Below are 13,880 nucleotides of genomic sequence, written 5' to 3' on the forward strand. Positions count from 1 at the left end.
TCAGTCACGCGACGCCGGCGACGGCAGCGGTCCGGTATCAGGATGACTGTGTTAAGTTGTGAACCGACGCCGCGAGTTTCCGGGCGCAGTCTGCTGACCGCAAAACCTTCTTTCGCCTGCCGGACAGACGTCCGCCGACACCAGAGACGGCGCATAGGTGGTCAAACGGAACTCAATGCTTCCCCGCGAGTTCCTCAGATGAAACATTTCCGCTCCTGAGGCTGGCTGTTCTTTCATGAGCCGCGCAGAATGAGGGATTCCACCAAGTCGCGAGGGGGACAATGACCGGTCCGTCGAAGGCTGCATCGAGCAGCGGGTTCAAAGATTTGCCAAGAGTTTCGACCGGCAGCGACGGTTTGGATGACATTCTGGGCGGTGGCTTGGACGCCAACAGGATGTACCTCTATGAGGGGCGGCCGGGGACCGGCAAGACCACGATCGCGCTGCAATTCCTTCTCCGGGGTGTGCGCGACGGTGAGCGTGTGCTCTATATCTCGCTGTCAGAGACACGGCGGGAGCTCGAGCTCGTCGCGCATCGGCACGGCTGGTCTCTGCAAGGCGTCGATATTTTCGAGCTGGTCCCGCCCGAGACGACGCTCGATCCCGACCGGGAGCTCACAGTCTTCCATCCCGCGGAGATGGAGCTCAGCGAAACGACCGGCCTGATCTTCAAAGAGGTCGAGCGGATCAATCCCACCCGCGTCGTGCTCGACAGCCTGTCCGAGCTGCGCCTGCTGGCCCAGAACCCGCTGCGCTACCGGCGCCAAGTGCTGGCCTTGAAGCACTTCTTCACCAACCGCAACTGCACTGTCGTGCTGCTCGACGATCTATCCTCCTCCCAGGACGATCTGCAGCTGCATTCGATCGCACACGGTGTCGTCATGCTTGAGCAAATGGCTATCGATTACGGCGCGGAGCGGCGCCGGCTTCGCGTGATCAAGATGCGCGGCATTCGATTTCGCGGCGGGTACCACGATTTTACGATCTCGCAAGGCGGCTTGCGGATCTTCCCACGGCTTGTCGCGGCCGAGCATCACAAGGCGTTCCACGGCGAGTTCGTGTCCAGCGGTAACGCCGAGCTTGATCAACTGCTGGGCGGCGGGCTCGAGCGCGGCACCAACGCGCTTCTCCTCGGCTCTGCCGGTGTCGGCAAGTCCTCCCTCGCGCTGGCCTATGCCATCGCGGCGGCGGAACGCGGCGAGCACGCCGTGTTCTTCGCCTTCGATGAAGGCCGTGGGACGATCGAAGCACGTGCTCGGACACTGGGCCTGCCTCTGCAGGAACATCTGGATTCCGGGAAAATCCGCTTCCAACAAGTCGATCCCGCCGAATTGTCGCCCGGAGAGTTCGCGGCGACGCTGCGCCGGAGCGTCGAGATCGACAACGCCAGGGTTGTCATCATCGACAGCCTGAACGGCTATTTGAACGCGATGCCGGACGAGCGCTTCCTCATCCTGCAAATGCACGAACTCCTCAGCTATTTGGCCCAGCAAGGCGTGCTGACGATTCTGATCCTCGCCCAGCATGGGCTCGTCGGCCCGATGGATACGCCGCTCGATATCAGCTATCTGAGCGATGCAGTGGTGATGCTGCGCTATTTCGAGTTTGGCGGAACGGTGCGGCGCGCGCTCTCCGTCGTCAAGAAGCGCAGCGGCAACCACGAGCACAGCATCCGCGAGTTCCGGCTCGGCGGCACGGGGATCAGGCTCGGTCCGCCTCTGCAGGAGTTCAGCGGCATTTTTTCCGGCAATCCCCGCTATACCGGCACGGTGCTGCCGGAAGGACCGGCTGAATGAGCGCCGACCGGGACAAGCGTGTTCTGATATTCGCCCCGATCGGCCGCGACGGACCGGCATCGGCGGAGCTTTTTCGCGGCGCGAGCCTGGAAGCGGTCAATTGCCGAAGTCTGCCCGAACTCGTTGCCGAGATGAAGGGTGGCGTTGGAGCGGTTTTCTTGGCCGAAGAGGGATTGTTCGGCAATGACACGGCGCCGCTCGCACAATGGATCGCGAACCAGCCGCCATGGTCCGACCTGCCTTTTGTCGTCCTCACCAGCCACCGGGAGCAACCGGCTGTCGTTGCGTGGCGACGCAGCATCGTCGACCTCCTGCGCAACGTTTCGCTGCTCGAACGTCCAGTGCAGCCGATCACGCTGACCAGCGCGGTTCAATCCGCGATGAGGGCGCGGCGGCGACAATATGAAATCCGGGCCTTGCTCCAGGCCCGTGAGCAGACCGCTCAGGAGCTCGAGAAGCTGGTGGTCGAGCGGACGCGAGAGCTGGAAGAGGCCAACGAACAGCTTCGCCTCGAAATGAACGAACGCACGCGCGTCGAGGAGACCCTTCGCCAGGCTCAGAAGATCGAAGCCATCGGCCAGCTCACCGGCGGCGTCGCGCACGACTTCAACAACCTGCTGATGGTGATCTCGGGCGGCCTCGACATGCTCGACCGCCAGACCGATCCGAACCGGCGCCGGCGCCTGATGGACGGCATGACCCAGGCCGCTCAGCGTGGCGCCAGCCTGACGAGGCAGCTCCTCGCATTCTCGCGCCGACAGAAGCTTCGGCCGGAGCCCGTCGACGTTGCCGCGCAGATCGGCGGCATGCGGGAACTGCTCGATCGCAGCCTGAGGGGGGACGTCCACGTCGAGTTCGATTTCCCGGACTCGCTATGGCCGGTCGAGGTCGATCCCGGGGAGCTCGAGCTGGTCGTCCTCAACCTCGCCGTCAACGCCCGCGACGCCATGCCCAACGGCGGGACGATCGTCGTGCGCGGGGAAAATTTGCCCGGCCTGAAAGACGGTCCGATTTCGGGTGATTATGTTCGTCTCTCCGTCGTCGACACTGGCATCGGCATGGCTCCGGATATCCTTTCGCGCGTATTCGAGCCGTTCTTCACGACCAAGGACGTCGGCAAGGGATCGGGGCTCGGGCTCGCGCAGGTCCATGGATTTGCCACGCAGTCACGGGGCACTGTCCGGATCCAGTCGGAGGTCGGCCGCGGCACCAGCATCGAGCTGTACCTGCCGCGATCATTCGACGTTCCTTCGAAGGAGCGACATCTCATCGACCTCACGCGCATACGGCCGAAGAAGAGCAATCATGGCCGAATCCTCCTGGTCGAAGACGACGACGAGGTTGCCGCCCTCGTGGGCGAGATGCTCGGCCAGCTCGGTTACGAAGTCACGCGTGCCGCCAGCGCCGCCGCGGCGCTCGGCGCCTTGGCTGATGGCCGCACCGTCGATCTGATCTTTTCCGATATCATGATGCCGGGCGGCATGAACGGGGTCGAGCTCGCGCGGGAGATCAAGAAAAGGCGAAGCGACATCCCGGTGCTGCTGACGAGCGGATACGCCGAAGCTTCGGTCCATGAGGCGCAGCGGGCCGGCATCCAGATCCTGGCGAAACCTTACCACATCGACGAGCTGGCGGCCGCGTTGAGCACAGCAAAGTCGAACCTTCAGCTCGATCCAGAAACGCAGCGCTCGAGTTCCTGTTGATCTCGGCCCTGACGGGACGGCCTTTCCGAAGGGCTGGGAGCCTCAACGGAAATATCCCAGCACGAGATCGACATCCGCGCTGCGGGCCGCCGTGCCGGTCAGCTCGGCGTCGATGACGCGGCGACAGGCGTCGATTGCGGCATGGTCGCCGAGATCATTGGCGGCTTCCAGCACGAGCCAGGCCGCGTCGACCGACGCCTTGTCCGGCGCTCCGCCGCCGATATCGGCGGGGGCGACGCTGGTGAGGTTCTTCTTGCGAACGGCAGTGCCGAATTGAGGCAACATTGCAGATACTCCCCTGTCCTCAGTGTACCTGTCAGTGAACTTGGAGCTCGGGCTGACGGCCCGTGTCGTTACCGGTGCCGGTCTTGCGCGACTGGTAGAACTTCAAGATGCTGCGCGAAGTCTCGATCTTGAGGCGACCGTATTCGCGCTCGTTGTCCTGCAGCTCGCGCGCCGTGATCAGGTGATCCTTGGCGCCGAGGAACAGCAGCGACATCGTGGTATCCCAGGAGAAGTCGAGCGCCTTGCACAGGACCAGGATCATCTCGCGGTTGCGGTCCATCAGCGCGCGCTCGATCACGTCGACCGGGAGCGAGGAGAGCAGCGACAGGCCGATCTGCACCTCGTCGAAGCGGTGCTGGCGTGCATAATTCGAGATCGAGTCCTGATTGAGGTTGCCCTGGCGGTACTGCGTCGTCACCACGCGCTTGGCGACGAAATAGCTGCGCGAGGACGGACCGAATTTGGACTGGAGATCGCCGGTGACCTCGGTCACCGAGCTCTGGATCTGCGCCATCATCTCGGGTCGCTCGGTCTCGAGGCGGCGGCGGACGTCTTCGGAGGCCTTCGAGATCAGCTGCTGGAAGACGTGGCGCGGCACGTCCTTGCGCAGGCCGAGCTGCTCGGCAAGGATCGAATCGCCCTCGGCGCGGCGGACCATGTGCAGGAGGCCCGAGCCGGAGAAGCGCGCGCCCTCGTTCTTCGCAACCGACGTCACGACCTCCTGGTTGCCGCGCTTGACGAGCACGTCGGTCACAGCCTCGCCGATCGACTTGCGCTGCGCGATCGCCAGCAGATGCGACTGGCTTTTGGTCAGGGCGCTCTCGATCAGCATCTTCTCGTCGATGCGGTTGGAGTCGCGCAGCACGGGACCGGCAACCTCGATCTCGTCGTCGAGCGCGAGCTTCTCGATGACGTTGAAGGGAGCGTGATCGCAAGCCGACATCAGCTCCGACAGCTGCGCCCGCGCGGCGACCTCGATCTCCTCGGCGAGCCGGCCGATCACGTCGCCAAACGTGCTGATCTCGTCGTCGCTGTAGCGGCCCGTGATCAGTATGTCGGTCGCATGCCACAACGCCTTCGCCCGGCTCTCGTCGGTGCCGCGCGCGATCGCGTCGTCCAGATCCTGCAGAAGCGATTTCGCCCCGTTCATCTCGATCACCCCAGTTCTTGGCCGTTCTTTTGCGAACCGTTGCGTCTCAACGACGCGACGCCGAATTCCTCTGAAGCGACGTTAGAGTTGAAACGCGAGAATTCGGTAAAATCGGCAAATCAGTTTTGCCGGGCAAAATTCATTCAAATGTGAGGGAATGGGTTTACCGCTTCGACAGGCTTGCCGGGTGCCGAGAAGCTAGCAGCACCAAAGCCTTCCCGGCGTAATGGCCGGGCTTGTCCCGGCCATCGACGCCTTGCGTGCGACGCGAAGAACGTGGATGCCCGGGACAAGCCCGGGGATGAGGGGAACCTCATGGATTTTGCGGCGTCAGCACCAGCGGCGGCTTCGGCCTCGGCTTTGCGGGCGGCGGACCCGGGGCAGGCCTGACGTCGATGGCCGGCGGCAGCGGCGCGAGCTGCTGGCTGGCGAGCGGCGGGCTCGGCGCAGCGGGAGCGGCCTGTGGGGCCTTCGGCGTCGGCGCGGCCTTTGGCTTCAACGGCGCGCGGCGCGGATCCTGGCCCGGCAGCGGCACATTGGCGGGCGCCTGCTCAGGGGCCGGATCAGGAGACACCAGCGTCGGCAGCGCCGCCGTCGCCGGCGGTGGCTCGCCACGCTCGATGGCATCCAGCCGGCGCGTCTCGCGGTCGATCGTGCGCACTGCAAGCCAGGACGACAACGGCGCGAGATCGATCGTGCGATTGAGCTTGTCGGGAGGCCCCGCCGCGAACAGCTGAATCTCCGGCGGAGCGCCGGAGAGGCCGGTCATGATCGGCGTCAGGCTGGCGCGGATGTCGGCCTGGTCGGCGGGAATGTCGTAGCCGCCGGAAACGATGGCGCGGGCGTTCTTGGCTTCCAGCGGCGTCGCGCCGACCCGCAAGCGGCCATCGCGGATCGTGAACGGAATCTGCGCGGAGGCCACCGCGATCGGCGCGGCGGCAAGCGCGGGCTCGACCAGCTGCCGCAAGCGGTTGTCGTCTGAGACCTGGCCGCCGTCGCTGGCGCGGATCGCGATCTCGAAGGCGCGCGGATTGAGGCCGCTGATTTCCGCGGAGTCCAGCGTCACCGTGCCGTTGCCGGCGAGCGCGCCGGTGAGCGCCGCGACGCTGCGGCCCTGGCTGGTCAACGCCATCTGCACCGAGGCGCGCCCCTTCGGCAGCGCCAGATCGCGGTAGCGCAGCGCCGCCGCATCGACATTGCCGAGCTCGATGCGCGCGTTCAGAGCAAGGCCATTGGCACCGTTGCGCGCGTCAAAGCTCGCCGACATCTCGCCGCCGCCAACGCCGCCCTTCAGCGCATCGAGCGCGAGCGACTGGCCGTCGCTGCGGATCGTGCCGCCGAACGGGCGCAGCTCGATGCCGCCGGGCAACGTGCCGCGCAACGCCTGGAAGGCGATCCGGCCGCGCCAGCCGGTGATGAGCCCTGCACCCAGGGGTTCGCTCGCATCGTGCCCGGCTGCGCCGATCGCCATCGCGAGCGCCGGCGCCAGATCGAGCGTATCGAGACCGACTTCGCCGTCGACACTCTTGTCGGAATCCAGCATCACCGCCAGATGGCCGCGCAGATGCGAGCCGGCCGCATTGCCGTCGAGATCGTCGAAGGTCAGGCGATTGCCTGAAAGCCCGACGCGCGAGGACAGGCTGACGTTCTGCGCCGATTTGTCGGTCCGGCTGACGCCGAGCAGCGGCGCCAGGTTGACGTTGCGCACACGTAAGTTCACGCTGCCCTTCGGCTCCGACAATTCGACGCTGCCTTGCGCGTCGGCATCCAGCCCGCCGCCGCTGAGCTTTGCACTCACTTGCAACGGCCGCCGCCAGGCACCGGTCAGCTTGCCCTCGAACTGCGAGGCGCCCTCGCCTGCGGCCACCACGCGATCGAGCCCAAGCAGCGCCAGCAGCGCGCCGGCCTGCGGCGTCGACACCTTCGAGTCCAGCGTGAAGTCGCTGCTCTGCAGGCGGTTGAGATCGATGCCGCCGATGGCGGCTGCCGGCATCTGCGCGGCCAGCGTCGCGGTCGCCTTGAGCTGCGGCGCGTCGAGATCGAGCACGGCGCGGGCATTGCTGCGATCGGCATGCTCGGCATTCTTGTCGAGGCTGAGATCGAGCTTGAGGCGCGTCGCGCCGGCCAGCGGCGGAAGAGCATCGAAGCGCGCACGGACCGAAGGCGCGAACGGCTCGATCAGCGCGGTGAGCTCGCGCAGCGAATTGGCTGAGGATTTCAGCGCGAGCTTGCCGGTGGCCTTGGCACGGTCGAAGCTGCCGCTCGCCTCGGTGGTGACGCCGCCGGCCTGACCGAAACGCAGCTGCTCCAGCGACAGCGATGCGGGGCCGTAGGCAAGCTTGGCCGCGAACGGCCGCAGCTCCTGGCCGGCGGAGATCGCGCGGCCGATGTCGAGCGAAAGTTTTGCTTCTTCCGGCCACTCGCCTTGCGGTCCCGCGAGCGCGCGCACGAAGCTTGCGGCGGCGTCGAGGTCGAGACGGTCGGCCTTGAGGTCGGCGTCGACCCGCGAGCCCTTGCTCGCGCCTGACTGCACGAAGGCGATGCGGCCTTCGACGGTGCCGCCTTCGATGTCGGCCTTGAGCTTGTCGACGGCGAGATGATTGGCGGCGACGGTGACGTCGCCGGCAAGGCGCAGCGGCCGCGTGCTGCGGCGGTTGATCTCGCTGCGGCCCTGCAGCCAGGCCACCAGCGTATCGGGATCGGAGGATTCGACGGAAAGACGGCCGCTGAAACTGTCGGCGCCTGGTGTCGCGCCATTGAGCGAGAGCTGCGTCATGCCGGGCGCGCGCAGCTCGAGCCGCTGGAAGGTCCAGGACCGTCCGTCGGTCTGGAGCTCGGCCGTGATGTTCTGCAGCGGACGGCCGCCGAGCATGATCTGGTCGGAGTTGAACTCGATCTGGGTCGGGATCGGCGCCTGCGGAATCGCGGCGAGGCCTGCGCGCAGCGCCGGCAGGATGCGCAGCGGCTCGGCATCGTCCTTGTCCGTATTCTTGGCTGCGAGCTTGTCGGCATCGACCTGCCGCGCCGACAGCACCGCGCGCAGCAGCGGCGAGGCGCCGAATTTGAGGTCGCCGACGCCGCCGAGCTTCAGCGCGCTGTCTTCCGGGCCGAAGTTCGCATCGATCTGCTCGAACTTGGCACCGGCCGGCTCCGCCTTCAGCTTGGTCGTGAGCTTCCACGGCGTCGGCCCCGCCTCGCCGGCCTTCTTCGCAGCGGGCACGGCCAGCGTCAGCGCGCCCTCGAATTTCGGCAAGCGATTGTCGAAGGCGAGCACGCCTTCGAGATCGGCGAGGATGGCGCGCTCGCCGGGATCGATGTTGAGGTGGAGACGGGTGGCACTGCCGTCGGGGCTCGGACCGGACGAGACGCGGAACGGATAGCGCACCCCGTTGGCGGTGAAGCGGCCGTCGCCGCGCACCGAGCCCGCCAGCGAGCGAACGTCGCCGGAGAAGGCGATGTCGTTCAGCTCCAGCGTCGAGCGGCTGGCGGCATCGTGCAGGGCGATGCGGCCGGTGAGATTGAGCCGCTCGATGGCCAGCGAGGCCAGATTGAAGGTGCCGCTCGCGGTGGAGGGCAGATCGACCCGCCCCCGCGCATCGAGGCCGAGATCGACCGCCATGCCGCCCACCGAAAGCTCGGTGGCGCGCCATTCCCCCCGCATCAGGGAGCTGAGGCTGAACTCGACGTCGAGCTTGTCGGCACGCAGCCGGCCGAGATCGTTGTTGCCGCCGAAGGTGACCTGGCGCAGCCGCAGCGTCGGCGCCGGCAACAGCCGCGCGTCAAGCTCCCCAGCGACCCGCACCGGCACGCCGATGATCTTGCCAGCCTCCGCCTCGAACTGGGGCCTGAACTGGTTCCAGTCGACGTAGTAAGGCCCGATCAGCGCGGCCAGCAGCGCAATGATGAAGGCAATCGCCAATCCGAGCAGCGTCGTCTGCACGGGTCTCCCCTCGGCCAAACCGGCAACCGGACCAAACCCTGGCCTTAGCGGACTTCAGGCGTGCCGGAACAGCCCCTTATATAGGGGGAAGTGTGGCGAAGTCACAGCGACTGTTGCGCGCGGAGGTTAATGCCCGGGGGTGCCTCACCAGCTCGCCGGCAGCCGCTTGAGGCCGCGCAGCACGAAGGTCGGCCGCCATTCCGGGTTTTCGACGTCGTCGATACGCAAGTCCGGCAGCCGCCGCAGCAGCGTCGCGATGGCGATCTCGGCCTCGATGCGCGCCAATTGGGCCCCCAGGCAGAAATGGATGCCGCCGCCGAACGACAGCGGCTTCACGTTCGCCCGGGTGACATCGAGCCGGTCCGGCCTGTCAGGGTAGACCGCCGGATCGCGGTTGGCCGAGCCGAGCAGGCACAGCACGGTCTCCCCCCTGGGGATCCGCTTGCCGCCGAGATCCTCGATATCCTCCAGCGCGACGCGGCCGGTCATCTGCACCGAGGAATCGTAGCGCAGAAACTCCTCGATCGCGCCCTCCATCAGCTCGGGCCGCGCCTTGAGCAGCGCGAGCTGGTCCGGATTGCGGTGAAGCGCGAGCAGGCCGTTGCCGATCAAATTGACCGTGGTCTCGTGGCCGGCGCCGAACAACAGGATGATGTTGGCGGTCAGCTCCTCATTGGTAAGCTTGTTGCCGTCTTCCTCGGCCTGCACCAGCTGGGTGGTGAGGTCGTCTCCGGGATTCTTGCGGCGCAGCTCGAACAGCTGCTGGAAATACATCTGCGCCATCAGGTTGCCCGCGTTGCCCTTCTGGATCTCCTCGGGCGTGAGGGGCACGGGGTCGAGCAGCCGCCCGCCGTCGCCCGAGTTCTTGTAGAAGACCTCGCGATGGTCCTCGGGGATGCCGAGCATGTCGCAGATGATGGTGACGGGCAGGCGGAAGGCGAAATCCTCGATCAGGTCCATGTGGCCGCGGTCGATCACGGCATCGATCGCCTGGTCGACGACCTGCTGGATGCGGGGCCGCATGTCCTCGACGCGGCGCGCGGTGAAGGCCTTCACGACGAGGCCGCGCAGGCGGGTGTGATCGGGCGGATCGGCCTGCAGCATCCAGTGGCTCATGCTGCGGAACACCGGCTCGTCCATGATCTTGTCGCTGTAGCGGCGCTTGGAGCGCTCGACGAAGTCCTTGCCGAAGCGCTTGTCGCGCATCACCAGGCTGACGTCGGCATGGCGGCTGGTAACGAACTGGCCGAACGGCGTCACATGGACCGGATCGATCCTGCGCAGCCGGTCGTAATGCGGATAGGGATCGCGGATGAAATCCGGCGAGAGCGGGTTGAACAGCGGCGCGCCGCCGGCGCCTTGCACGTGCTCGTTCATGGTGACCTCAAATCGGTTGCCGCATGACACGAATACGCCGAGCGCAGCCGCACTGCCCGGCGTAACCATCCCTCGAAATTATAAACTCGATACATTGTTGTATCGAGTTGCATTCTGCCCTACCCTCGTCCGATGTCAAGGGTGAGAACCAGGCCGACCAGGGACGATACGCGCGACAAATTGTTCGAAGCGGCCGCGCGCGTGTTCGAGGAGGACGGCATCGGCGGCGCCAGCATCGAGGCGATCGCGGCGGCGGCAGGCTTCACCCGCGGCGCGTTCTATTCGAACTTCAAAAGCAAGGACGAGCTGATCATCGCCATGCTCGAGAACCATGTCGAGCAGTCGATCCGGCGCAACATGGACATCCTCGCCGAGCACGACAATCTCGACGATTTCATCGACGCGTTGAAGACGATGGACCGCAGCAAGCAGGATCCGCTCGGCCGTTCGCCGCTGCTGCACATCGAGATGATCCTGTTCGTCGCGCGCGCCGAGAAGCGCCGGCCAGAACTTGCCAAACGTCTGCGCGCGCGGCGCAAGCTGATCGCCGACATCGTCGAGGCCACGTTGAGAAGCAACGGACGCAACACCAATCTGAACCCGCCCTGGATGGCGTCGGTGGTGCTGGCGCTGGAAGACGGCTTTCGCCTGCACCGGCTGATCGATCCCGAGACGACGCCGGCCGACAGTTTTCTGCGTGCGATCACCGATCTCAGGCGCAGGACGGGGTTGGCGTCGAGCCAGGGCGAAGCGTCGTAAGGCGCGAGCCGGCGTTGTCCTGCATGCGGCGGACCGGGCGGTGAGTGCGGCCTTCCAGTCGCTGCGAGCACGAGCCTTGTCGTTAGCAGCGCGCGGCCGGATCCCGATTCCGCGCCAGCTCGTTCCTATTTCTTCTTTGCAGGTCCGAAATCCGGCTGCCAGGCGGCTTCCTTGCGGCTCGGAGCCGCGGCGATGACCTTGGACTTTTCCTTCTTCGGCTTCTTGGCTTCGCGATTGTTGCGTTGCTGACCCTTTGCCATGCCACTCTCCTCTGTAGGTTCAAGTTCGTCGAATTCATCCGGCTGAAGCACCCGTCCGCGCGGGGTGCAGACCCTGACGTCCATGTAGCCTTCGCGCAGCAGCTTTCGGGCAAGGCGTAGCGCAACCGTCGCATTGCCGCGGCCGAGATTGGAACTACCGTATTCGTTGGTCCCGCTGACCAGATACGGCACGCGGGTCGGCCTAGCCATTTAGAAGGGCCGCGGCGCACACCAGAAGCAGAAGAAACAACGGAACGATCACCGGCGGCACGATCCATTCCGAGATCTGAACACGCGACATCGAACGCTCCTGCGAAGCCTTCGGCGGGAGCACACGTGACCCTCAGTCACCGGTCGAAGCCGTTGAGACGTGCGGTGATGGCCGCGACCTTACGCCCGCACTGACGCGATAGCGAGCGCTAAATGCCTCGCGGGCGTCTATCGCGCCGTGACACTGTCGTTCTCGGCGCGGTGACGATAGTGCTGGCTATTGCCGCGCCAGGAGCGCATGCTCGCGGGCAGCCGGCACCGGTTGGGGCTTCACTTGCGAAAGGCAGGCGTGCATGACCATCCGCTCGCGGCGAGAAACCGTTACGTTCAGGCATCCGTTCCGCATGCGCGGCATCGACCGCGTCTTGCCGGCCGGCGCCTATGAGGTCGTCACTGACGAGGAGGCGATCGAGGGCCTGACCTTTGCCGCCTATCGCCGCGTCGCCACGATGATCACCGTGCCCGCCGAAGGCGCGGGCGGCATCATGGAGATGCTGCCGATCGGCTCGATCGATCTTGCGAACGCGCAAGCCGCAGACGCGAGCATCGCCAATGACTGATCATACCGTGGATCTCGACAAGCACCGCGGCATGGCCGCACAGAAGGCCACCGACCTGCGCCGCGCGCTGGCGGAGGTCGAAGCCAACACCAGAGAGCTGCGCGAGCGCGAGGCCGATCTCGAGCACCGCATGATGACGGTGCCCGCCGCGTCCTGGTCGGAGGCCGCGGTGAAGGCGCGCCATTTGCTCAACCTCTACGCCGCGAGCCTGCCCACCGAGGACACGCGCCACCGCGCGCTGGTGACGGCGCTGCTCGATGATTTCGCCCGGCTGTCGGGGGAGAGCTGAGGCGAACGACCGCCGCCTGCATTCCCAACGCGCGCCATGCGCGGCGGGAACGCAGGCGGCCGGTCACTCGCGGTGATTTGAGGGGCGCGATCGTGCCTGGCGATCACGCAACGGAGCAAACCATGACGTTGACGAGCGGCTGCTTCATCAGCCACGAATACGACCGGATGGTCGTCCGGTTCTCGATGCATGACGGCACCAGGGAGGTTCCCTGCGCCATCTCGACCTCCGCGATGGATGATCTCGAGCGTGGGCCGCAGGTCAGGCCCGAGCAGCGAGAGGCTCAGTTCACCCGCCTGCGGGATCGCATCGAAGCACGCGCGGCGAGCAAATATCGCGCGACGGAGTTCGAAGGCACCCCGCCGGGCATCGTGCTGCGTGGCATCGATTTCAGGACATAGGGGACGGCGCAACGGCGCAACGGCGGATGTGCGGCGGAAGGACCGATGTCGTCGCGGTCCCATGATCGCAGCCAACCCGAGGTCGTCTCTACTCGGCCTTTGCCTTGATCGCCGGCAAGGGCGGCTTGCGTTCAAAGGGTTTCTTTTTCGGCGGCGCGGGCAGCAATCCCTCTCTGATCGCCTGCTTGCGGGCAAGCTTGCGGGCGCGACGAATGGCTTCGGATTTCTCGCGAGTCTTTTTCTCCGACGGCTTTTCATAGGAACGCCGCTGCTTCATTTCGCGGAAGACGCCCTCGCGCTGCATCTTCTTTTTGAGCACACGGAGCGCTTGGTCAACATTGTTGTCTCTGACGAGTACTTGCAATTGGTTCTCCCTGCTGGGGGGCTGCATATGCGACACGTCCTGCAGGGCAGCCCATTGCGCAGGAGTCTCATTGCGATTTTGGAGGACGGTAGCGGCGACACTCGTCGCGGCCTCGGATGAGCTGATCTGCTTGTCACAGCGATGCAGCTTCGTGGCGTGAACGTGACCACTGTCGTACAGCGCTGTCAATCGCTAAGGTCCCTGCTTGCGAGGTCGACGGACGCAAAGCGCCGCGATCGGAGCCGACGACATGCCTCGCAGGAAAACAAATCGGCCCCACTCCTTGCAAAATCGTGAAAACCATATATATTGGCCTGGTTCGATTAGCCGCTGTGCCTTGTTGAATGCGCCCGCGGGCTCCTTTTCCAGAGACATCGACGAAGTTGAAGATAACGCGCGATTGTTGCGCGGAATGCGCTTGCGCGCTTTGGAGAAGAAAATGGCAACAGGTACTGTCAAGTGGTTCAACGGCCAAAAGGGCTTCGGTTTCATTCAGCCAAGCGACGGCAGCAATGATGTGTTCGTTCACATCAGCGCAGTCGAGAGAGCTGGCCTTGCCGGTCTCGCAGAAGGCCAAAAGGTCAACTTCGAGGCCAAGACCGACAAGATGCGAGGCAAAGTCAGCGCCGAGAACCTCTCGCTGGCTTGATATCGTGGCGCCGTTTCACGGATGTACTGAAACGGCCGCCCTACCCGCTCAATCCCAGGATTGAGCGGGTTTAGTCG

The 13,880-nt window shown here is 65.3% G+C and carries 13 protein-coding genes; 7 read left to right on the top strand and 6 right to left on the bottom strand.

Translation table 11 applies throughout. From position 1 onward, the window contains the following. The first annotated feature begins 281 nt into the window (after window positions 1-281). Together XH83_RS28035 and XH83_RS28040 are read left to right on the top strand one after the other, a co-directional pair. On the top strand, window positions 282-1,796 hold the full coding sequence (locus tag XH83_RS28035) for an ATPase domain-containing protein (RefSeq protein WP_194403867.1): 1,515 nt from the start codon (window positions 282-284) through the stop codon (window positions 1,794-1,796). Further along, entirely contained in the window at window positions 1,793-3,499 is a 1,707-nt protein-coding gene (locus XH83_RS28040; protein ID WP_194403868.1) for an ATP-binding protein, read from the top strand. The genes XH83_RS28035 and XH83_RS28040 overlap by 4 nt, the downstream gene beginning before the upstream one ends. A 42-nt stretch (window positions 3,500-3,541) precedes the next feature. Here XH83_RS28040 and XH83_RS28045 read toward each other — a convergent pair whose 3' ends face one another. The 4 genes from XH83_RS28045 to XH83_RS28060 form a co-directional block, all read right to left on the bottom strand. Continuing rightward, window positions 3,542-3,784, bottom strand: coding sequence for a hypothetical protein (locus XH83_RS28045; protein ID WP_194403869.1), 243 nt, complete (start codon window positions 3,782-3,784; stop codon window positions 3,542-3,544). A gap of 31 nt (window positions 3,785-3,815) precedes the next feature. Further along, entirely contained in the window at window positions 3,816-4,934 is a 1,119-nt protein-coding gene (locus XH83_RS28050; RefSeq protein WP_194403870.1) for a DUF2336 domain-containing protein, read from the bottom strand. Between the two features lie 313 nt (window positions 4,935-5,247). Beyond that, window positions 5,248-8,874 carry an AsmA-like C-terminal region-containing protein gene (locus XH83_RS28055; RefSeq protein WP_194403871.1) on the bottom strand — a complete coding sequence of 1,209 codons (3,627 nt, stop codon included), beginning with the start codon at window positions 8,872-8,874 and terminating at the stop codon, window positions 5,248-5,250. Between the two features lie 144 nt (window positions 8,875-9,018). Then, a complete protein-coding gene (locus XH83_RS28060) occupies window positions 9,019-10,251 on the bottom strand; it encodes a cytochrome P450 (RefSeq protein WP_194403872.1) in 1,233 nt (410 codons plus the stop codon). Between the two features lie 132 nt (window positions 10,252-10,383). Here XH83_RS28060 and XH83_RS28065 point away from each other — a divergent pair, with 132 nt between their 5' ends. Further along, window positions 10,384-11,010, top strand: coding sequence for a TetR/AcrR family transcriptional regulator (locus XH83_RS28065; RefSeq protein WP_194403873.1), 627 nt, complete (start codon window positions 10,384-10,386; stop codon window positions 11,008-11,010). Between the two features lie 125 nt (window positions 11,011-11,135). Here the strand turns inward: XH83_RS28065 and XH83_RS39810 are convergent, their stop codons facing one another. Further along, the gene (locus tag XH83_RS39810) at window positions 11,136-11,480 is read right to left on the bottom strand and encodes a hypothetical protein (protein WP_246776341.1); all 345 of its coding nucleotides are present in this window, start codon (window positions 11,478-11,480) and stop codon (window positions 11,136-11,138) included. A 353-nt stretch (window positions 11,481-11,833) separates the two neighbouring features. On the opposite strand from XH83_RS39810, the gene XH83_RS28075 reads away from it, so the two are divergent. From XH83_RS28075 to XH83_RS28085, 3 genes are all read left to right on the top strand, one after another. Further along, the gene (locus XH83_RS28075; protein WP_194403874.1) at window positions 11,834-12,100 is read left to right on the top strand and encodes a hypothetical protein; all 267 of its coding nucleotides are present in this window, start codon (window positions 11,834-11,836) and stop codon (window positions 12,098-12,100) included. Next, entirely contained in the window at window positions 12,093-12,389 is a 297-nt protein-coding gene (locus XH83_RS28080) for a hypothetical protein (RefSeq protein WP_194403875.1), read from the top strand. Before XH83_RS28075 ends, XH83_RS28080 begins: the two co-directional genes overlap by 8 nt. Before the next feature lie 122 nt (window positions 12,390-12,511). Next, on the top strand, window positions 12,512-12,790 hold the full coding sequence (locus tag XH83_RS28085) for a DUF1488 domain-containing protein (protein WP_194403876.1): 279 nt from the start codon (window positions 12,512-12,514) through the stop codon (window positions 12,788-12,790). An 88-nt stretch (window positions 12,791-12,878) separates the two neighbouring features. On the opposite strand, the gene rpsU is transcribed toward XH83_RS28085, so the two are convergent. Beyond that, a complete protein-coding gene (rpsU, locus tag XH83_RS28090) occupies window positions 12,879-13,154 on the bottom strand; it encodes a 30S ribosomal protein S21 (protein ID WP_194408425.1) in 276 nt (91 codons plus the stop codon). 439 nt (window positions 13,155-13,593) lie between these two features. Between rpsU and XH83_RS28095 the strand changes: the two genes are divergently transcribed. After that, the gene (locus XH83_RS28095) at window positions 13,594-13,803 is read left to right on the top strand and encodes a cold-shock protein (RefSeq protein WP_194408426.1); all 210 of its coding nucleotides are present in this window, start codon (window positions 13,594-13,596) and stop codon (window positions 13,801-13,803) included. Window positions 13,804-13,880 lie beyond the last annotated feature (77 nt).

This window comes from Bradyrhizobium sp. CCBAU 53351, from assembly GCF_015291745.1.
GTDB lineage: Bacteria > Pseudomonadota > Alphaproteobacteria > Rhizobiales > Xanthobacteraceae > Bradyrhizobium.

Coding starts and splice junctions, on each gene's coding strand:
- XH83_RS28065 (WP_194403873.1), top strand. CDS start 10,384: ATGTCAAGGGTGAGAACCAGGCCGACCAGGGACGATACGCGCGACAAA.
- XH83_RS28040 (WP_194403868.1), top strand. CDS start 1,793: ATGAGCGCCGACCGGGACAAGCGTGTTCTGATATTCGCCCCGATCGGC.
- XH83_RS28035 (WP_194403867.1), top strand. CDS start 282: ATGACCGGTCCGTCGAAGGCTGCATCGAGCAGCGGGTTCAAAGATTTG.
- XH83_RS39810 (WP_246776341.1), bottom strand. CDS start 11,480: ATGGCTAGGCCGACCCGCGTGCCGTATCTGGTCAGCGGGACCAACGAA.
- XH83_RS28045 (WP_194403869.1), bottom strand. CDS start 3,784: ATGTTGCCTCAATTCGGCACTGCCGTTCGCAAGAAGAACCTCACCAGC.
- XH83_RS28080 (WP_194403875.1), top strand. CDS start 12,093: ATGACTGATCATACCGTGGATCTCGACAAGCACCGCGGCATGGCCGCA.
- XH83_RS28050 (WP_194403870.1), bottom strand. CDS start 4,934: ATGAACGGGGCGAAATCGCTTCTGCAGGATCTGGACGACGCGATCGCG.
- XH83_RS28085 (WP_194403876.1), top strand. CDS start 12,512: ATGACGTTGACGAGCGGCTGCTTCATCAGCCACGAATACGACCGGATG.
- XH83_RS28075 (WP_194403874.1), top strand. CDS start 11,834: ATGACCATCCGCTCGCGGCGAGAAACCGTTACGTTCAGGCATCCGTTC.
- XH83_RS28060 (WP_194403872.1), bottom strand. CDS start 10,251: ATGAACGAGCACGTGCAAGGCGCCGGCGGCGCGCCGCTGTTCAACCCG.
- XH83_RS28095 (WP_194408426.1), top strand. CDS start 13,594: ATGGCAACAGGTACTGTCAAGTGGTTCAACGGCCAAAAGGGCTTCGGT.